The 16,667-nt window shown below is 49.6% G+C and carries 17 protein-coding genes; 9 read left to right on the top strand and 8 right to left on the bottom strand.

Annotation, left to right across the window (positions count from 1 at the left end; translation table 11 throughout):
• Positions 1-7: 7 nt before the first annotated feature.
• Entirely contained in the window at positions 8-214 is a 207-nt protein-coding gene (locus AWQ21_RS09870) for a hypothetical protein (protein ID WP_065714397.1), read from the bottom strand.
• A gap of 39 nt (positions 215-253) precedes the next feature.
• Positions 254-853, bottom strand: coding sequence for a tRNA-(ms[2]io[6]A)-hydroxylase (locus AWQ21_RS09865; protein WP_065714396.1), 600 nt, complete (start codon positions 851-853; stop codon positions 254-256).
• A gap of 151 nt (positions 854-1,004) precedes the next feature.
• On the opposite strand from AWQ21_RS09865, the gene AWQ21_RS09860 reads away from it, so the two are divergent.
• Positions 1,005-1,244, top strand: coding sequence for a hypothetical protein (locus tag AWQ21_RS09860; RefSeq protein WP_065714395.1), 240 nt, complete (start codon positions 1,005-1,007; stop codon positions 1,242-1,244).
• Positions 1,245-1,260: 16 nt separating this feature from the next.
• Positions 1,261-2,106: an alpha/beta fold hydrolase gene (locus AWQ21_RS09855; RefSeq protein WP_065714394.1), complete on the top strand. Its 846-nt coding sequence runs from the start codon at positions 1,261-1,263 to the stop codon at positions 2,104-2,106.
• Between the two features lie 4 nt (positions 2,107-2,110).
• Here the strand turns inward: AWQ21_RS09855 and AWQ21_RS09850 are convergent, their stop codons facing one another.
• Positions 2,111-2,938 carry an Rpn family recombination-promoting nuclease/putative transposase gene (locus AWQ21_RS09850; protein WP_065715297.1) on the bottom strand — a complete coding sequence of 276 codons (828 nt, stop codon included), beginning with the start codon at positions 2,936-2,938 and terminating at the stop codon, positions 2,111-2,113.
• Positions 2,939-3,025: 87 nt separating this feature from the next.
• Here AWQ21_RS09850 and AWQ21_RS09845 point away from each other — a divergent pair, with 87 nt between their 5' ends.
• The 5 genes from AWQ21_RS09845 (at position 3,026) to AWQ21_RS09825 (ending at position 8,509) form a co-directional block, all read left to right on the top strand.
• Positions 3,026-4,882: a WD40 repeat domain-containing serine/threonine-protein kinase gene (locus AWQ21_RS09845; protein ID WP_232314942.1), complete on the top strand. Its 1,857-nt coding sequence runs from the start codon at positions 3,026-3,028 to the stop codon at positions 4,880-4,882.
• A gap of 38 nt (positions 4,883-4,920) precedes the next feature.
• Positions 4,921-6,015, top strand: coding sequence for a redox-regulated ATPase YchF (ychF, locus tag AWQ21_RS09840; protein ID WP_065714392.1), 1,095 nt, complete (start codon positions 4,921-4,923; stop codon positions 6,013-6,015).
• Positions 6,008-6,799, top strand: a complete 792-nt coding sequence (locus AWQ21_RS09835; protein ID WP_232314941.1) for a DUF6816 family protein — start codon at positions 6,008-6,010, stop codon at positions 6,797-6,799. The genes ychF and AWQ21_RS09835 overlap by 8 nt, the downstream gene beginning before the upstream one ends.
• 71 nt (positions 6,800-6,870) lie before the next feature.
• Positions 6,871-7,734, top strand: coding sequence for a shikimate dehydrogenase (locus tag AWQ21_RS09830; protein ID WP_065714390.1), 864 nt, complete (start codon positions 6,871-6,873; stop codon positions 7,732-7,734).
• A 133-nt stretch (positions 7,735-7,867) separates the two neighbouring features.
• Positions 7,868-8,509, top strand: a complete 642-nt coding sequence (locus AWQ21_RS09825) for a hypothetical protein (protein ID WP_065714389.1) — start codon at positions 7,868-7,870, stop codon at positions 8,507-8,509.
• A 276-nt stretch (positions 8,510-8,785) separates the two neighbouring features.
• Here AWQ21_RS09825 and AWQ21_RS09820 read toward each other — a convergent pair whose 3' ends face one another.
• The 3 genes from AWQ21_RS09820 to AWQ21_RS09810 are packed head-to-tail and all read right to left on the bottom strand — an operon-like array spanning position 8,786 to position 11,475.
• Positions 8,786-9,649 (bottom strand): metal ABC transporter permease, encoded by an 864-nt coding sequence (locus AWQ21_RS09820; protein ID WP_065714388.1) that lies wholly within the window; start codon positions 9,647-9,649, stop codon positions 8,786-8,788.
• Complete coding sequence (locus tag AWQ21_RS09815) at positions 9,646-10,443, bottom strand: metal ABC transporter ATP-binding protein (RefSeq protein WP_065714387.1); 798 nt, start codon at positions 10,441-10,443, stop codon at positions 9,646-9,648. Before AWQ21_RS09815 ends, AWQ21_RS09820 begins: the two co-directional genes overlap by 4 nt.
• Before the next feature lie 54 nt (positions 10,444-10,497).
• A complete protein-coding gene (locus tag AWQ21_RS09810) occupies positions 10,498-11,475 on the bottom strand; it encodes a metal ABC transporter substrate-binding protein (RefSeq protein ID WP_065714386.1) in 978 nt (325 codons plus the stop codon).
• 199 nt (positions 11,476-11,674) lie between these two features.
• Between AWQ21_RS09810 and AWQ21_RS09805 the strand changes: the two genes are divergently transcribed.
• Positions 11,675-12,133 carry a tetratricopeptide repeat protein gene (locus tag AWQ21_RS09805; protein ID WP_232314939.1) on the top strand — a complete coding sequence of 153 codons (459 nt, stop codon included), beginning with the start codon at positions 11,675-11,677 and terminating at the stop codon, positions 12,131-12,133.
• A 10-nt stretch (positions 12,134-12,143) separates the two neighbouring features.
• On the opposite strand, the gene recJ is transcribed toward AWQ21_RS09805, so the two are convergent.
• A complete protein-coding gene (gene recJ, locus AWQ21_RS09800) occupies positions 12,144-14,429 on the bottom strand; it encodes a single-stranded-DNA-specific exonuclease RecJ (RefSeq protein WP_065714384.1) in 2,286 nt (761 codons plus the stop codon).
• 108 nt (positions 14,430-14,537) lie between these two features.
• Positions 14,538-15,209 (bottom strand): J domain-containing protein, encoded by a 672-nt coding sequence (locus tag AWQ21_RS09795; RefSeq protein WP_065714383.1) that lies wholly within the window; start codon positions 15,207-15,209, stop codon positions 14,538-14,540.
• A 134-nt stretch (positions 15,210-15,343) separates the two neighbouring features.
• Between AWQ21_RS09795 and AWQ21_RS09790 the strand changes: the two genes are divergently transcribed.
• Positions 15,344-16,600 carry an MgtC/SapB family protein gene (locus tag AWQ21_RS09790; RefSeq protein ID WP_065714382.1) on the top strand — a complete coding sequence of 419 codons (1,257 nt, stop codon included), beginning with the start codon at positions 15,344-15,346 and terminating at the stop codon, positions 16,598-16,600.
• The last annotated feature ends 67 nt before the right edge of the window (positions 16,601-16,667 follow it).

The raw sequence follows: 16,667 nt of genomic DNA, 5'->3' as shown, positions 1-16,667 counted from the left end.
GGAGTGCTTAATTACGGTAGGCCTTCGCCGAAGCGCGGATCCAGGTTACAGCAGCAATGGTAAAGGGGATCAAGAAAAATAAAAAGCCGAACCAGAGGGAATTTGCCCGCACAAAGGGTTGAGTGACCATCAGAGCAATGATCAGACCGCAGTACAGCAGTCCCGTAATGGGTAAGCCTAAAACTAACAAAATAAACCTGGTATCCCGATCCATCCTGCACAATTCCCTTAGTAAATGCCGTTGCCGTTGATTCTAGCTATGGATCCGGGGTTCCGGGTGGAGAGTGGCAAGAATTTCACTTTCGGCGATCGCCAATTCTGCCAGTCGCTGATTCACCAAATCTTGATCGTAATAAGTCGTTGCCAATAGCCAGTAAGCCCCATAATGCCGTGCTTCTGAAGCCATCAACCCCCGATAAAATTTCGCCAAATCCGGTTCCGGGCAATGTTCCCCCAACAGTCCTAAGCGTTCGTGGGAGCGGGCTTCAATGAGCGCTGAAATTAACAAAGAATCCAACAGCCGTTCCGGTTCCTGGGGCCGGATCAATTTGCGCAACTGACCGCCATAGGGGGGCGCATTTAAGGGAGCCAGGGGAATATTTTTCCGTTCTAGCCACTGGTTCACCAGCTCGAAATGCTCTAATTCTTCCTTGGCGATCGCCGTTAGAGCTTTGACCAATTCCACCGCCGACGGATAGCGAAACATCATATTCAAGGCTACCCCCGCCGCTTTCCGTTCACAGTGGGAGTGATCCAGTAGGATAGTGTCCAGATTATCGAGGGCGAGTTCGATCCATTCCGGGCGGGTCGGTTCCTGGAGAAACTTAATCCGGGGTAACGTTGCAGCAGTCATAGGTTTGAGGGGATGGCAGACAAATCAACAGTATATAGTTTCCCAAAGCCTAGTGCAGAATGGCCGCTATCGGGAGCAAGTCCCCTGCGAGAACGGCCACAACTCTTTATAATTTTTGGAGCAAAATTTACCGTAGCAAAGGCGATCACCCATGAATCTCAGAAAAAACAAACTGACTTGGTACATTACCGCTCAAATCGGCGTTTTGATGTTTCCCTTTGGCCTCTGCCTCCTGGGGGAATCGATTACTCGGCGCATCAATGGTGAACCTTGGTTTTGGTGGGGTACTGTGAGCTTAATTGTCGTTAATGCTGGCCTGGGCCTGATGATCGAAAGTGGCCTAATTGGTGGCTTTCCCCGCAACAACAGCGACGACAAAACAGAATCTTAGATTTTTTCTCTCAACCATGACTTTTACTCCCCCAACACGACACACAATCGAGATTAACGGCCTCCCTCTGAGCTATTACGAATGGCATCCGGGCGGTGAACCGGTCGTGCTGCTCCATGGCCTCGCCGATCATGGGTTGGTGTGGGCCAGCCTGGGGGAAAGTCTGGGGAAAAAATACCATGTGGTTGCCTTGGATCTCCGGGGTCATGGGGACAGTGGCAAACCGGAAACGGGCTACACTTTCGCCGACTACAGTGCCGATCTGGACGGGATTTGTAACCATTTCGGCTGGTCAAAGGTTCATCTCCTCGGTCACAGTTGGGGGGCAAAAATCGCAGCTGTATGGGCGACCCAAAACCCTGACAAGGTAAAAAGTTTGATTCTTGCTGACCCTTTTTTTATGGGACAACTGCCCCTCTGGTGGCGCTACACCTTCCCCATTGGCTACCGGGTGCTGCCCTTTTTAAAACTCCTAGGTCAGTTCGAGAGTTATCACCAGGCCGAGGCGATCGCTAAAAAGCTCAAACAATATCGGGGTTGGAACGAGTGGCAACAGGCAATCTGTCGGGAAAGCTTTCTGGAAAATCCCGATGGCACCTGGACAAGCAAATTTGTGAAGCGCGCCTGTGATGAAATTTTGCTCGATATTCTGCGGGTCAACGGCCTGACAGAACCTCTAACCATGCCGAGCCTGTTTGTGCAACCGGAAGGGGGTTTAAATCGCCTTGAATTCCAGCTCAAGCCCTACCGCCACTATTTAACCAATCTCCAGTGGCAGAGAGTCCCCGGCAACCATTGGGCCCACATGGTCGAGCCGGAAGCCTTTAATCAGGCGATCGCCAATTTTCTCGACGCTTTGTAATCAATCACTCATCCAGGGATTTTAGCCAAGCCTTTAGATCTGCTGGAGAACGAAAATCCAGCAAAGCTTCTCCGAGGGCTTCGAGGGTAATCAATGGAAGATGTTGAATCACAGAGAGCTGTTCCGGGGGAATCCGACCGAGTTTACGGCTTAATTGTCGAATGATGAGTGTTTTTTCTCCCTGTGTTAATGCCTCTTGGTAAACTTTGGTTTGCTTTAAATCGCTGACGGTAAACATTGCTTCTATCTCACTTCGGCTCAATTGCGGAAATTTATAAACCATGATTGTGCTAACCATTTCTATTATTGCCTGGGTTTTTGGATCTGTCTTGCCCTGCAACTGCTGTATCAAACCATCTAAATAGGGCTGAGTATCTTTTTCTTTGGCAACGATTAACTGCATGAGTTGGATGCCAAGTCGTTCACTGGACTGTCCCAAAAAGTCCTCTAGGTAAACTGTCTGAAATTGCTCGGATTGCAAAAGGGTGCGGTGACGATATTTATTTTCCTGTTCAATGCTTCGTCGAGGATAAACGGCGATCGCCCGCCAATCTTCTGCTGTAGGGTTTTGGGCGAGATAAAGCATAATTTCGCTAAACAGTCTTTCGTAGAGAAATTCATCTTTTTGGAATTGAAATTCAACAAAAATCACCGTTTTTGCTGCGGTGTGGGGCTTAGGCGTAAATATACCGTCAATGCGATAGGCGGCTTGTTTGATTTCTACGGAGTGGAATTCATAGTTATCACCCCAGGCAGCAGGCTCCCCTAAAATCTCGAAAAATAACTGGGGCATTTTCTGGAATAACTGGAAGAATAGGGAATCGGTTTTCACTTTGACAATGACAGGCAACTATCCCCGCTAGTTTACCGGGAAATTTTCAACGAAAGGATAGCTTCCTGCCACAATGGAAAGGTTTCTGTGCGATCGCCATTGTTGATGATCCTTTGTCTAAATCCCACCTGTTCCCAACCCCGCAACCCTGACCAGGGAAGATTTTGCACGGCCTGTGGTCAACCGCTGATGTTAGGCGATCGCTACGTGGCGCAACAAGTGCTACACCAGGGAACAAAGGGGCGTACTCTCTTAGGTATTGACCGGGGCACTTTCCCTGAGAGTTATTGCATTCTGAAGCAGATTTTTCTCACCCAGAGTGTGAATGCCCAGCAGTTTATGGCGACGTTCCAGGACAATGCAGCACGTTTAAAAACCCTAGGCGATCGCCCGGAATTTCCGACGGTATTAGGGGTCTTCTTGCCGGAACATTGGCACCAAGTGACCATTCCGCCGACCCTTGTGTTTGAGAAGATCGCTGGGGAAAGTTTACGGCAACGGCTCGACCTTACGGGGCATTTTTCTGAGGCGAAATTACGGGAGTTTCTCCAAGCAGTTTTGCCTTTGGTACAAATAATCCATGACCACGGGCTAATTCATCGGGATCTAAATCCGGATAATTTGCTGTTCACCCCCGGAAACCATTGGGCGATTGTGGATTTTACGGCGGCAAAGGTGACTTCGAAAATGGCCAGCGCCGAACCCGGCACCCTGATCGGTTCAGGGATTTATACCGCCCCAGAGCAACTGCGGGGCCAAAGTTATTCGGCTAGCGATCTTTACAGCCTGGGGGTGATCTGCCTGGAACTGCTCACTGTGATGCATCCCTTTGATCTTTACAGTGTGCGCGAAAATCGGTGGGTCTGGCGGGATTATCTGACGATGCCCGTTAGCCAGGATTTAGGCCATTTACTCGATCAAATGCTCACTGAAGCCGTTGGCGATCGCCCCAAATCAGCCCAGGCGATCCTCGATCAACTTTTCCCAACCGCCAGATCAGTAACGCCACAACCGGTACCGTTAGTTGCGCCCGAACCGCCTCAAATTATTTCTCTGATTGAACCTCAGCCCACGCCCCAGTGGCATTGTTTTCGCACTTTTACGGGCCACCACGCCTATATCACCACCCTACAGTTTGCCCCGGATGGTCAGTTTCTTGCTAGTGCCGCCGCTGACCAAACCATTCGCCTCTGGGAGCTAGGGTGCCGTCGGGAAGCCCGCTGTCTGCGGGGCCACCAGGGGATTATTTCTGGATTAGCATTTTGGGGCGATCGCCTAATTTCTAGCAGTTGGGATTACAGCATTCGCCTCTGGGATTGGCACCAGGGTACCCAAACCGCTTGCCTCCAGGAAAAATCCACCTGGATTTTAGGATTGGTCTTCTGGGAAAAAACAGGGCAATTGGCAGCTTTAGGGGCTGATCAGGAAATCGTTGTCTGGGATTTAACGGAGCAAAATATTCTCTACACTTTCACCACACCGGACGCCCATCTCATCCGGGCATCCCAGGCAAAAACTCAACTGTGGCTTGCCCAAGGAAATCGTTTAAGTGCCTATGAAAAGGATCAACTTATGGAAACGCTTCCAGAACATCAGGGAGACATTCTCGATTTTCAGGTGAGCGCTGATGGTCAATTTTTAATCAGCACTGCCACGGATCAAGCCCTCAGAATTTGGCCCCTTTCTTCCGGTAATGCGCCTAAAATCCTCCGTCCTGTCATTCCGTTCACGACATTGGCGATCGCCCCAAACCAGCGTTTTTTTGCAGCAGGCGATCGCCAAGGAAACCTTTCCCTCTGGCAACTGGGTCAGGAGCAACCCTTTGTGCAACTGGCCGCCCATACTGCCGAAATTAAGGCGATCGCCATTGCCCCAGACAGTCAAGTTATTGCCACTGCCGCCGCCGATAAAACCATTAAACTCTGGCGATTCGGGATACAATGACCACCTAGCAAAATACAAAAATCTGTAGAAAAAGCCCCATGCTACGAGCCGGAATTGTCGGACTGCCCAACGTTGGAAAATCCACCCTTTTTAATGCCCTCTGCGAAAATGCCAAAGCAGACGCGGCAAACTTTCCTTTCTGTACCATCGAACCAAATGTGGGGGTGGTGGCGGTTCCTGATGCGCGCCTAGACGTCCTGGCCGACATTTCCAAATCCGCCAAAATTGTCCCCACCCGCATGGAATTTGTGGACATCGCCGGCCTGGTGAAAGGGGCAAGTCAAGGGGAAGGTTTAGGCAACCAGTTCCTCGCTAATATTCGTGAAGTAGATGCCATCGTCCATGTGGTGCGCTGTTTTGACGACGATGACATTATCCATGTGTCCGGTTCCGTTGACCCGACCCGCGATATTGATGTCATCAATCTAGAGCTAATTTTGGCAGATCTGGCCCAGGTAGAAAAACGCCTCGACCGCGCCCGTAAACAAGCCAAGGGTCGCGCCAAGGAAGCCCTCTTAGAAGTGGCAGTGTTAGAAAAGATTTTGCCCGTCCTCGAAGATGCTCGTCCCGCCCGGGAAGTGGAGTTGGATGAAGAGGAAGAACTGGCAATCAAGGCCCTCGGTTTGTTGACCCGTAAGCCTGTGATCTACGCAACCAACGTTTCCGAGGAAGATCTCGCTGATGGTAATGCTTGGGTAGAGCAAGTACGCGGAGTCGCCCAGCGGGAAAATGCCCAGGTGGTTGTGGTTTCGGCCCAGGTGGAAGCGGAACTGGTGGAATTAGATGCCGCCGAAAAGAAAGATTTCTTGGAATCCCTCGGCGTAGAAGAAGGGGGTTTGCAATCTTTGATCCGGGCCACCTACAAACTCTTGGGTCTGCGCACCTACCTGACCACTGGCCCTGAAGAAACCCGCGCCTGGACAATCCATGTGGGGATGAAAGCCCCCCAAGCCGCCGGGGTGATCCACACGGACTTTGAACGGGGTTTTATCCGGGCCGAAACGGTTGCTTACCAAGACTTAGTGGACTGTGGTTCGATGACTGCCGCCAAAGAAAAGGGCTTAGTGCGTTCAGAAGGAAAAGAATACCTAGTCCAGGAAGGGGATGTGATGTTGTTCCGCTTTAATGTCTAGGGTAATGGTCAAGATTGGGGGAAAAGTGCTTGTTCTGGGTTTGTTGATCTGGTTTCTGGGATTGAGTCCGGTCTGGGCCGAATCCCTAGGCGATCGCCTTGAGCGTTACCCCCAGTGGCAAGCTTTACCAACCCTAAATCCTGTACAGGCCGGAGAAGACCTGATTTATCCGGATTGGTTTGCGGGGACTTGGCAGGTGACGAGTACCCTGATTGATCAAGTGGCTCCCCTTGCGCCGGATTTGGTCACGCCTGGATTTGCTGCGAACGAACAATTGATCGGTCAGCCTTTTGTGTTTCGAGTGAAGTTCCAGCCCCGGACGAACTTTCCGGTAAAACCTTTATCTTTACCGAAGCAGGCCTCAGCGACGGCAATTGTGGCGGATCGCGCCTTTAATGGTGCTGAAATCGCCCAGGCTTATCTAGGTGAAAAAACTGTACAAAAAGTAGAAGTCGATCCCCAAAATCCTAATCGTCAGTTAACGATTTTAAAAGGCGATCGCCGTCTGATTTCCACCGTCACGGGTCGTGCCCAGGATCAACCCAAACCCGACCAGTTTTTCAGTAGTGAACTCACCCAACAGCAATTTCAAAGTAGCGAGAAAATTTATCTTAATCAGGTTGAAACGACGACGGGCTATCAACAGCTTGTTCCCGATCGCATTACGGCCAATCAAGTCACAGCGATTTATTTATCTCCCAGTGATCCAGACTTTTTTCAGGCCCCAAATAAGCCCGTTGCCCTTTACCATTACCATTTAGATTTAACAAAAATTTCTGGATAAATCAGGAATTTTAAATACTTTTCAGAACGATCTTTAATGCAAGTTTGATCTTTTTAAAATTAAGGTGAATTATGAAAATTCTTGGCACAACAAAACTCCTCGGTGTGATTGGTGATCCGGTTAAACATTCCTTTTCGCCGATCATGCATAACGCGGCGATCGCCGAACTGGGAGTGGACTATGTTTACCTGGTGTTTCCGGTAACGGGCGCGGGTCTGAAAACGGCCCTTGATGGCTTTTGGGCGATTGATCTCCAAGGATTTAGCATTACCATTCCCCACAAACAGGCGATTATGGCGCACCTAGAGGCGATTGCCCCGGAGGCTGAATTGGTGGGGGCAGTGAATACCGTTTGGCGCACGGCAACCGGTTGGCAGGGGACGAATACCGATGTGGCGGGCTTTGTGGCTCCTTTAAAAACATTAGAACGGGACTGGTCAAAGGTGACCCCGGTAATTCTCGGCAATGGCGGCGCAGCCCGGGCAGTGGTGGTCGGTTGTCATCAATTGGGTTGTCCGCAGATCCATGTGTTGGGTCGTGATCCTGAAAAATTAGCCCAATTTAGCGAAAGTTGGCAGAATACCCCCCTCGTGGGCAAAGTTCAAACCCATCTCTGGGGCGATCGCCAACGGCTGATTCCCCAGGCCCAACTGCTCATTAACGCTACCCCCATCGGCATGGCTCCTAAAGTGGATGCTTCTCCGGTGAATGAGGAACTGATGGCTACTCTTCCCCCAGGGGCGATCGCCTATGACCTGATTTATACCCCTTCTCCCACCCGCTTTCTCCAACAAGCCCAGGCCCAGGGAGCGGAAATTATCGACGGGAGTGAGATGCTCGTCCAACAGGGGGCGATCGCCTTAGAAAAATGGCTTGGTCAACCGGTACCTGTGGGTACCATGCGTCAAGCGTTACTTAATCATCTTGCCCGGTAAAATCAGGGCCGGACGATCTATCAGTTCCTGCATAAAAACTGCGTATGATAAAAGTATCTCCTTTGGCTAGCCCAGGACCCAGGGCCAACTCTCTCACTCTTCCTCGCCAGGCGTTAATAAAAGATGAATCCCCATGGGCCTATACAAAAGAGTCTATAGAATCCAGAGCATTAGTCCTTCTGACCTCGTGCTCAAACAAGGCATTGATAAAAACACAGCGATTATTCTCGCTTTCGTGCCAACCCTCGCGATTATTTTATGGCCCATTTCTGATTTTTTGGGCTATCGCTACGCCGTTTATCTCGTGGGTTTATTTATTTATACTTTCATCTTTTTTCCCTTGTATCTGATGCCCTACGCTCGCTATCTCAAAGTAGATGCCGATGCGAACCAAATTATTTATTTAGAAGCCTATTTAGTGCAACTTTTTAAACGGGGTCGTCCTTGGTTTCAATTTTTGCCCCAACCAAAAGTTTACGCTCTCAAAATCCCCCAACTCAAAGCACTCCACGTTACCCAATATGACACCCTTCGTTTCTTGGGCAAAGGGGAAAAAATTCTCTTTCCAGATTTTAAATTCGACAATATCTACGAGTTAACGCGCACAGTTGTGCGGATTTTTCCCCTAATTGAAGCGGAGGTTTGGGTGAATCCCTGGGAAGGGAATTATGGTAATCCCTATACTTATCTACGCCGCAAACTAAAAGGGGCCAATATTATGTTTTTAACGGGCAGTTCTGGCTCAGAGCTAATGAGTGATGATGAGCAACTGTGAACAATGAGCCTTTATTTACGCAGGTGAGAAGGCAATTCGATTTGCCCACGGTCTAGCTGTTCGATGATGGGGGCGATCGCCTGGGGAGATTTGGGCAAAAATGTTGCCATAGTAATTGCACCTAGATATTTTTTCTATCCTAAATGATGCAATTGCCGCATAATGCATTTTTTGCATTAATATATTTAATTTTTTGAATATCAAATCTAAATGGCAACTAGATCAAGCTGGCGATCGCCCATCTAATACCAGTCAATCGACGATAATTTCTTCCTGTTACGAAGAAGATTCCAGGGGGATCGAGGACTTGCCCTGACTCAAAATGCCGTATTTCGGCGCAAAAAACATCGCCAACACAAACACAGTAGTGAGTAAAACGACGATGGCACCCCCCGTAGAGACATCAAAGTGATAACTCAAATAGGTGCCGAAGACGCAGGAAAAAATGCTACTCGCCGCAGAGATCCACAGCATATGATCGAAGCGGTCTGTCAGTAGATAAGCAATGGAGCCAGGGGTGACGAGCATCGCAATCACTAAAATAATGCCTGCCGTTTGCAGAGCCGTCACAATGGTCAACGCCAGCACAGATAGAAGCGTGTAATACATCAGTTGAGTATTCAGACCGATGGCCTTGGCATGATTGGGATCAAAGCAAAAGAGTAAGAGATCTTTCCGTTGAATGAGGATAACCACTAAGGTCATTGTGCCAGCGATCAACGTTTGCACAATATCACTGTTAGAAATCCCCAGGACGTTGCCAAACAAAATGTGAAAAAGATCAATATTGCTGGGGATTTTCGTAATTAAGACAAGGCCAAAGGCAAAGAACCCTGTGAAAATCACCCCAATGACAGCATCTTCTTTAAGCCTCGTTTTTGATTTCACATAACCAATGGCCACGGTCGCACCAAAGCCGAAGATAAAGGCCCCAATGGCGAAGGGAATATTGAGGGCATAGGCCACCACGACCCCTGGAACCACAGCATGGGAAACGGCATCACCCATGAGCGACCAACCCTTAAGGGTGATATAGCAGGACAATACCGCACAGACAAGGCCGACAAAAGCGCTCACCCAAATGGCCTTGACGAGAAATCCATACTGTAGGGGTTCAATAATCCAATTCACTAAGCTCATTTATCTACTTCTAAACTGTTGGGCTGCTGTTGGTAATGGGAGGATAATTTCTCGAGACTGGCGACAGGTAGGCCCCCAAAAGTCATCACGAGGTTTTCTTCTGTGAAGGTATCGGCGGTATACCCTTCGGCGAGGACGGTGCGATTCAGTAAGATTGTGCGATCGCAAAACGTTGAGATCGAAGCAAGGTCATGGGTCGAGATTAAAATCGTGTGCCCCTCATCCCGCAATTGCACCAGGAGATCGATAATGCTTTTTTCTGTTTTGATATCAACTCCCGTAAAGGGTTCATCGAGCAAAATAATTTTGCCTTCCTGGGCCAAGGCCCGCGCGAGGAAAGCACGTTTCTTTTGACCACCGGAGAGTTCCCCAATTTGACGGTGACGAAATTCCACCAAATTTACCCGCTCTAGACTTTCCATCACTAAACGGCGATCTTTTTGACTAGGAATCCGCAGCAGATTCATGTAGCCATAGCGACCCATCATCACCACATCAAACACGCTCACGGGAAAGTTCCAATCCACTTCATCGGCTTGGGGTACATAGGCCATCAGTTGTTTTTTCTGGGCCTGCTGCACTGACTGGCCGGCAATCGTGACATGCCCCTGGGTCGGTTTCAAAAAACCCATGATCGATTTAAACAGGGTTGATTTGCCACAGCCATTGGGGCCAACCAAGGCAGTAATGGTGCCTGGCTTGACGTGACAACTGGTGTTGTACAGGGCGAGGCGAGTGTTGCTGTAGGTGACGCTGATATTCTCAACGGCGATTTCTGGGATTGGGTAAGTCATCGCATTTTACCGGGGTAGTGGGTTTGGGAAAGTTTGATTTTGGTGGGTTGGCTGTTACTGGGCCGTTCCCGCAAGAAGGCCATTGGTGATCGTCCGCACGTCATATTCGAGGAGATCTAAAAATGTCGGCACTGGGCCATCGGGGGTTGAGAGGGAATCGACATAGAGATTCCCGCCAAAACGGGCTCCCGTCGCTTTTGCCACTTCTTTTTGCCCTTCGTCGTTGACGGTACTTTCACAAAAGATGGTGGGGACGTCGTTGGCCTCAACTTGGGCAATAACGCTCTGGACTTGCTTAGGGGTAAATTGTTGTTCGGCGTTGATGGGCCAAATGTAGATTTCTTCGAGGCCATAATCCTGGGCCAGGTAAGAAAATGCGCCTTCACAACTGACCAAAGTTCGTTGTGCTTCGGGAACGAGATTCAGATCGGCTTCGAATTCGGCGGCGATCGCCTCTAGTTCGGCACTGTAGGCGGCAGCATTGGCATTGTAGGTTTCTGCATTTTCTGGATCGAGTGCCACAAATGCCTTACGGATATTTTCGACATAAATCAAGGCATTTTTTGGCGACATCCAAGCGTGGGGGTTGGGCTTGTCGGTGTAGGGGCCTTCAGCGATGGGAATCGGTTCAATGCCTTCGGTCACAATCACAGCGGGGACATCGTTGAGATTGCCTAAAAATTGCTCAAACCACCGTTCTAAATTCATGCCGTTATAGAGCAATAAATCCGCATCTTGGGCCCGCACGAGATCACTGGGGGTGGGTTCGTAGCCGTGGATCTCTGCCCCAATTTTAGTGATGGATTCAACAATTAATTTGTCGCCTGCCACATTTTGGGCGATGTCGGCGATTACGGTGAATGTGGTTAAGACTTTTTTGCGCCCGTCTGCATTATTAATTGTCACTTCACTATCTGTCGAAGCGTCATTATTGACTGGCGGAGCCGCTTGTTGGGTACAACCCACTAACCAAATGCCGCAGACAATCCCCACTAGACTAAGGGTTTGACGCGGGAAACTTATCCGAATCATGAAACAATTATGAAAAGACCATGGCAAAATTATCTCATTTTTCTTTCATATTTGCCAAGCCTGCCCTGCCAAAAACTGCTTTTGTAAAGTTTCTTTAGGATTCGTCCCGTGGGTGCTCCGTCGTTAAGCTAGAGGAGTGGCCATAGTTACCGATATCTAATGGGTCGTCGAAAAATTTATGTTGAATATTGTGTTTGCAATGGTTCCAGAGCCCCAATTACCCGTGGTTTCAGAGGTGGTTTCGCCCCTAGCTCAGGGTTTAGAATTTTCCCCAACTGCCGAGGGGAAAGCGGCTTATCAGTTGGGGGTCGAGTTCCACGGCATGGCTGATTTTAACCAAGCGATCGCCGCCTACCAAAGGGCGATCGCCACTGATCCGAATTTTGTTGATCCCTACATCAATTTGAGCTTGATCTACATCGGCATGGGCCAGTTGAATGACGCGGAAGCGTTGTTACAGACAGTGTTGACATTGCCGGATCACCCAGAGGAACCGGCAAGTATCCATGCCCTCGCCCATTACAACCTGGGCATTATCTATAGTCGCCAAGGGGACTCAACCCAGGCATTGTCCCAGGTGAATCAAGCCCTGGCGATCGCCCCAAATTTTGACCAGGCCCAAACTTTTTACCAACAGTTACAGACTACGCCGGAGTGAACTGTGCGATTTAGACCGCGATTTTTTCGAGGGTGGCCCGGATGACAGCGAGGGGCGCCTGGGCAAAATACTGCCTTTGAAACTGTTCTTCGAGGATCGCCTGTTTAAATTGGGCAAAGGCTTCTGGATCAGGGGTTACGGTCGCTTGCTGGAAACGCACTTGCCCTGCTTCGATCTCCGCCACAAAGCCGACATTACTGAGAGCCTTTAGACCAAAGTCCAAGGGGCGATCGCCACAATGGAGTTTCGCTTTCAGGTCAGCTAGGGAGACTTTTTGATCCTGGGTCAGTAAATATTTCGCAATGCCAATCAGGATTTTAAAATGCTGTTCCGGAGTGTCGGCAGTCGGTGAAACATAGTAGAGGGCAAGGGGTTTTCCTATGGCGATCGCCCGCTGATAATTCCGATAAAGCTCCTGCCAAGTGACCGGACAATCCTGTTGCAGTACATACTGATCCAAATCCCCCTGAGGGAGGGACTGACCCCGAAAATCGAACAATGTTTGTGAGCTTGGTTCGGCGGCGATATTTGCGGTCGGAGCCACAGCCATAAGGCGCACAAAATATTGCCCTTGAGTTTGGTTCTCTTTGCGGTCTAGCTCAACCACCACATCCAGTCCCGCGCCCTGGGTCAAATCGTCGGGATGGCCGCCCCACCAAGTTCCATTGATTTGATCTGTGTCATCCCAAAGCTCAAAATTTGTCTTGAAGTAATTCAATTTGTTGTTGAATTTATCACGCAATTTTTTAAACCCAGTGACCGTGAGGCCGCAGTTTTTCACCAATAATTTCGGTTTTGGATTCCCCATTCCAAAGGGTTCTAGGCATTCTAAGGATTGAAATAATGATTCACCGAGGTCGGCGATCGCCACCACAAGATCAACGGTGATTTCTCCCTGGTGGGTCTCAACGTGGCCGCCCCACTGTTGCCTGGCCTGCTGATTAATCGCCGTCTTAAACATCGCCAAATTTTCGGGCCGTATACTCAAACCCGCCGCGAAAGGATGCCCGCCGAAGCGATGCAGTAGATGGCCTTGGGCTTGCACCAAATCATACAAATCGATGCCATGGGCCGAACGGGCTGACCCTTTCCAGAGATCCTGCTGCGGGTCGTAGGTTAAAAGAATAGTCGGGCGACCAAAAGTTTGGGCAATTTGGCTGGCCACCAATCCCAGTACGCCCCCCTGCCACTGGGCATCACAGAGCACTAAAACGCTGGTAGTTGATAAATCTAGGGTTTCGATTTGGGCCTTGGCCTGCTGGACAACCTTTTGTTGAATCTCTTTACGGCGGGCATTGGCGAGTTCTGTCTGTTGAGCGAGGTAGCCACAGCGGCCCCGTTCACGACTGGTGAGCAGTTCCACACAAAAACTAGCATCACCATAAATGCGACTAACGGCATTAATCCGTGGCCCAATGCCAAAGGAAATATCGGTCGGGCGATCGCCGGTTTTACGACAGTTTTCGAGGAGCGCCTTAATGCCTGGATGGACGACAGTTTTAGGATTCGTTTGTTTTTGGAGGGCTTGGATCCCCACTTGGGCCAGATAGCGGCAATCTCCCTTGAGGGCCACCAAATCCGCAATTAGACCAATCGCCACGAGGTCTAAGAGATCAGTAACCGGCGGCCTTGCCGGATCCGGTAGAGTTTCAAATAACGCTTCAACTAATTTGTAGGCCACGGCAACCCCAGACAGATGAAATAGGGGATGATTTTCGGCAAAGTAACGGGGATTAATAATCGATAAAACGTCGGGTCTGGTTTCCGGTAAGGTGTGATGATCGGTAATGATCAGATCTAGGCCAAGGCTTTTGGCGTAGGTAATTTCTGTAAGGTTTGTGCTGCCTGTGTCGCAGGTAATAATTAAACTTGCACCCCAAGTTTGAAGGTGATCAATGCCTGGATTATTTAAACCATGGGATTCCGTTAAACGATTGGGAATGTAATAAATCAATTGGGTTTCTTGGGGGAAAAAATGCCCTAATCCTTCCCATAAAACACTCGTTGCTGTGACGCCATCAGCATCAAAGTCACCCCAAATTGCGACTTTTTCGCCCCGTTCCTTTGCCTGCACTAATCGGTGCACAGCCCGTTTCATTTCTTGGCCAAAGGCAAAGGCAGAAGTTGACGCGTAAGCCTCTGGGTTGAGGAAGCCAGCCAAAGTATTTTCATCATTAAAGCCCCGTTGCCACAAGAGTTGGGCTAAATGGCGATCGCCTTTGCCATCTGTCAGGATTTCGACCCGCCGCCTAAAGGAGTCCGGCACTTCTGGTGTTGCTAAAACCTGCCAATTCACGTTGATACTTTTCCTTTGACTTTAATATTTTTGCGAGTGAATTTCGCTTAATTAACCACTGAGAAATTTTAGAAACATAGATTTTAAACTCAACCGAGATCGAGATTTCTATAATTGGGCGATCGCCTCCTGGGCTTGCCAAGAAAACTGATCCGCGCGACGAAACATTTCCTGGCCGCTGTGGAGATATTCTTCATTGTAATTGAGGGTAAACCATTCCAATTGCTCTAAGCCGTCACCCAGATGATTTAAGCAATAATATAAATCCCGCGCTGCCCTGGCTACATTGGCTGGATTTGGCAACGATTGAAACAATTTTTGGGCCTGGTCTAAAATGGCTTGGCAATCTTCTAAATAAGTTTGAAAAGTCGCCATCAAATCGTCATCAAAGGGGTCGGCCGCCAACTCATCAATTTGGGTTTCCAGGGGATTGATAATCTGTAAAATTGCCTGGTTTAAGGGTCGATAAATACGTTGTAACCACAGATCTAAATCCGTCTCTGTGGTTTGGCGGGGTCGTACCGTTGTCCCGTGGGCCGAACGGATTCCGCGATAGTTTGCCGCATCTCGACTGAGATCATATTGCTTACGCTGGTGGGCATCCCCCAAGATTTCATAAGCATGGTTTAAGGCCACAATGCGATCGCCGTTGGCGGTTTGACTTTTATCGCAGGTGTCTGGGTGGAACTGCTTCGCGAGGCGACGATAGGCGTTTTTAATCTCCTGCTGGGTGGCCTTCGGAGAAATGTTGAGCACTTTGTAATAATCTGGCGTTGTCATACCCCGAAATTTGCTGGAAATTGCGGCAAGATTACGAGCTATGCTAACCGAAATTAGCGGCCGTTTCTGGCGTTTTTTAAATTTTTGTGACCCCTAAATGTGGTTAAGCTGAGGTTGAACATTGGAGGGATGCGATGGATTTAGATGTGATTGTCGAGTTGGCGATCGCCTTAGCCTTGGGGGTGATCATTGGCCTAGAACGGGGCTGGCGCAACCGGGCTGACGATGAAGGTTACGGCGATAGCGGCCTCCGCAATTTTTCAATTTGTGGCTTACTGGGGGGGATTTCCGCTCTCCTGGCGCAAAGTTGGGGGTTTGAAATTCTTGTCGGCATTTTCCTCGGTTTGGCGGGCTTGGTGGCTACCTCCTACGTTTTGACAGCGAAAAAATCTGGTGATTATGGCAGCACGACAGAATTGGCCTTAATGATTACCTTTTGCTTGGGAGCCTTGGCCCTGAGTGGCTTTACCCAAGAGGCGATCGCCGTGGCAGTGGTGGTGGCCTGGATTTTAGGAGCGAAACCGGAACTCACGAAAACCCTCAATTGGCTGCAGCGCCAGGAACTCATCGCCACTCTCCAACTACTGCTGATTGCGGTGGTCGTTTTGCCCCTCCTGCCCAACCAAGCCATGGGGCCTTGGGATGCCCTCAATCCACGGGCGATCGGTTGGCTGGTACTGCTGATTGCGGGCATTTCCTACATCGGTTATTTTGCAATTCGCATTTTAGGTAGTCAGGTCGGGCTGATGTTAACGGGCTTTTTTGGGGGGATCGCCTCCTCCACGGCCTTGACGGTTTCCTTTTCCCGCATGGCCAAACAACAACCCAGCGAAACCATTTCCCTCGCCGCCGGTATTGTCCTCGCCAACGGGATTATGGCCCCCCGTCTGCTGTTAGTGATTGCTGTGGTCAGCCAAACCTTGGCCTATAAGTTAGCGGCTCCTTTGTTAATTTTGGGCTTGATCCCGGTGATTGCGGCGGTGGCGATCGCCCGTTGGAAGTCTACTCCCCAGGACAGACCTCCCACCGAAGTGAGCGTCAATAATCCCGTCGAACTCGGTTCTGCGCTCCAATACACGGCCCTCCTCGTGGTTCTATCGCTGTTAGTGCGGTGGGCCCAGGAAAAATTTGGGGAAGAAGGCATTTATCTCCTCTCTGCCCTATCTGGCTTTGCCGATGTGGATGCTGTGAGTTTATCCCTTGCCAATGCCGTCCAGAGCGATCTCTCCGATCAGGTGGCGATGTATGGCATCTGGCTCGCAGTAACGGCCAATACCCTCGTTAAAGTCGGCTTTACGCGGACAATTGGGAATCCCAAGCTTGCCTATTGGTGCGGCAGCATTATGTTCAGTGGTTTAATTGCCGGTTTTTTGGTATTGTTAGCAGTCTGAGTGAAATATTTTTTCCCATCAAGATTCACAAGCCTTTTGAATACCCCCTTTGGAGGTGGTGTACGGG

It is taken from the genome of Picosynechococcus sp. PCC 7003 (genome assembly GCF_001693255.1).
Lineage (GTDB): Bacteria > Cyanobacteriota > Cyanobacteriia > Cyanobacteriales > MRBY01 > MRBY01.
Note: the sequence above shows the minus strand (reverse complement) of the source record. Positions and strands in the feature narration are given on the sequence as shown.

What these genes read in the sequence shown, in the direction of transcription:
- ychF (WP_065714392.1), top strand. Translation starts at nt 4,921, where the DNA reads ATGCTACGAGCCGGAATTGTCGGACTGCCCAACGTTGGAAAATCCACC.
- AWQ21_RS09810 (WP_065714386.1), bottom strand. Translation starts at nt 11,475, where the DNA reads ATGATTCGGATAAGTTTCCCGCGTCAAACCCTTAGTCTAGTGGGGATT.
- AWQ21_RS09830 (WP_065714390.1), top strand. Translation starts at nt 6,871, where the DNA reads ATGAAAATTCTTGGCACAACAAAACTCCTCGGTGTGATTGGTGATCCG.
- AWQ21_RS09790 (WP_065714382.1), top strand. Translation starts at nt 15,344, where the DNA reads ATGGATTTAGATGTGATTGTCGAGTTGGCGATCGCCTTAGCCTTGGGG.
- AWQ21_RS09795 (WP_065714383.1), bottom strand. Translation starts at nt 15,209, where the DNA reads ATGACAACGCCAGATTATTACAAAGTGCTCAACATTTCTCCGAAGGCC.
- AWQ21_RS09820 (WP_065714388.1), bottom strand. Translation starts at nt 9,649, where the DNA reads ATGAGCTTAGTGAATTGGATTATTGAACCCCTACAGTATGGATTTCTC.
- AWQ21_RS09805 (WP_232314939.1), top strand. Translation starts at nt 11,675, where the DNA reads ATGGTTCCAGAGCCCCAATTACCCGTGGTTTCAGAGGTGGTTTCGCCC.
- AWQ21_RS09815 (WP_065714387.1), bottom strand. Translation starts at nt 10,443, where the DNA reads ATGACTTACCCAATCCCAGAAATCGCCGTTGAGAATATCAGCGTCACC.
- AWQ21_RS09825 (WP_065714389.1), top strand. Translation starts at nt 7,868, where the DNA reads ATGGGCCTATACAAAAGAGTCTATAGAATCCAGAGCATTAGTCCTTCT.
- AWQ21_RS09865 (WP_065714396.1), bottom strand. Translation starts at nt 853, where the DNA reads ATGACTGCTGCAACGTTACCCCGGATTAAGTTTCTCCAGGAACCGACC.
- AWQ21_RS09870 (WP_065714397.1), bottom strand. Translation starts at nt 214, where the DNA reads ATGGATCGGGATACCAGGTTTATTTTGTTAGTTTTAGGCTTACCCATT.
- AWQ21_RS09855 (WP_065714394.1), top strand. Translation starts at nt 1,261, where the DNA reads ATGACTTTTACTCCCCCAACACGACACACAATCGAGATTAACGGCCTC.
- AWQ21_RS09835 (WP_232314941.1), top strand. Translation starts at nt 6,008, where the DNA reads ATGTCTAGGGTAATGGTCAAGATTGGGGGAAAAGTGCTTGTTCTGGGT.
- AWQ21_RS09860 (WP_065714395.1), top strand. Translation starts at nt 1,005, where the DNA reads ATGAATCTCAGAAAAAACAAACTGACTTGGTACATTACCGCTCAAATC.